The 1,022-nt window shown below is 42.1% G+C and carries 1 protein-coding gene and 1 pseudogene; both read left to right on the top strand.

Translation table 11 applies throughout. The annotated features are described in order from the left end of the window. A partial coding sequence (locus R7P35_RS26400; protein ID WP_318093455.1) for a diguanylate phosphodiesterase occupies positions 1-530 on the top strand: 530 nt, incomplete at its 5' end. Positions 531-834: 304 nt separating this feature from the next. Further along, a pseudogene (locus tag R7P35_RS26395) lies at positions 835-1,022 on the top strand (Lateral flagellin); the annotation flags it as partial.

The following is a 1,022-nucleotide window of genomic DNA, read 5'->3' as shown; positions in this document are numbered from 1 at the left end:
ATCTCGCCTTACGACAAACTCAATTTCAATTAGAAGCTTTTCATCCAGATTTAATCAGCAACGTCGTCGTACCCATTCGTGTCGATGCACTGCTGTGGGATCCGGGCGTGTATTTTCTTGAGCAGATGGTTCAGTTTCACTCAGCCGCTTTCCAGCATGTAATCCCATCCTTACAAGCAGATGAAACATTGTGCCTTCACGAACGCATGGAAACGCTTGTCGAAAAACTGAAGGAAAATGCGTTTGCATTGTGGTTTGAAGTAGCCACATCCCAAACGCATTTTGAGCGCATTGCTGAATTTGATCCAGATATGATCAAACTCTCGGTAACGATAGAGAACAAACAAGATCAACACTCATTTTTACCCATTGCGCGATTTCTAAGAAAACACAAATACCAGTGGGTTGCTGGTCGCGTTGCAAGCCAAGTCGAACTCAACCGCTATCGACTGCTCGGTGCAAGTTATTACTTTGGTTACTTCAGTGACATCCCTACTTCCCTGTCTTTCCGTTCCTTTGATGAGGAATAGCTGAAACCCAACCCTCATGGCTAAACTAAAAAGCGCGAATGATTCGCGCTTTTTTACTTTTCTCGTTTTAGATTTTCTCTTTACCTTAATCTTATGCCGATCAAAGCACATCGGAAACTAACGCTAAAACGGTAGCAAACCCCAACTTAGTGGAATGCAAGTCACTAAAAATCATCAATTTTGATCTTTTTTAGAAAATTTTTAATTTTCAAATTAATCATTAGTGGCAAGCGACCGCCTCTAGTTAGTGACTAGGGAATATCCCAAGGCCTGAAAGAAATAGTGATAAACTAAGGAGACTAAGATGGCTTTATCAATGCACACTAACTACGCATCACTTGTAACTCAAAACACTCTAAACAGCACAAGTGGTCTTTTAAATACTGCGATGGAGCGTCTAAGCACGGGTTTCCGCGTAAATTCAGCTTCTGATGACGCTGCAGGTCTACAAATTGCTAACCGTTTGGAAGCTCAAACTCGCGGCATGTCTGT

The sequence above is a fragment of the Vibrio sp. Vb0304 genome, from assembly GCF_033338995.1.
GTDB classification, from domain to species: domain Bacteria; phylum Pseudomonadota; class Gammaproteobacteria; order Enterobacterales; family Vibrionaceae; genus Vibrio; species Vibrio alginolyticus.
This window is presented reverse-complemented; position numbering and strand designations above follow the sequence as displayed.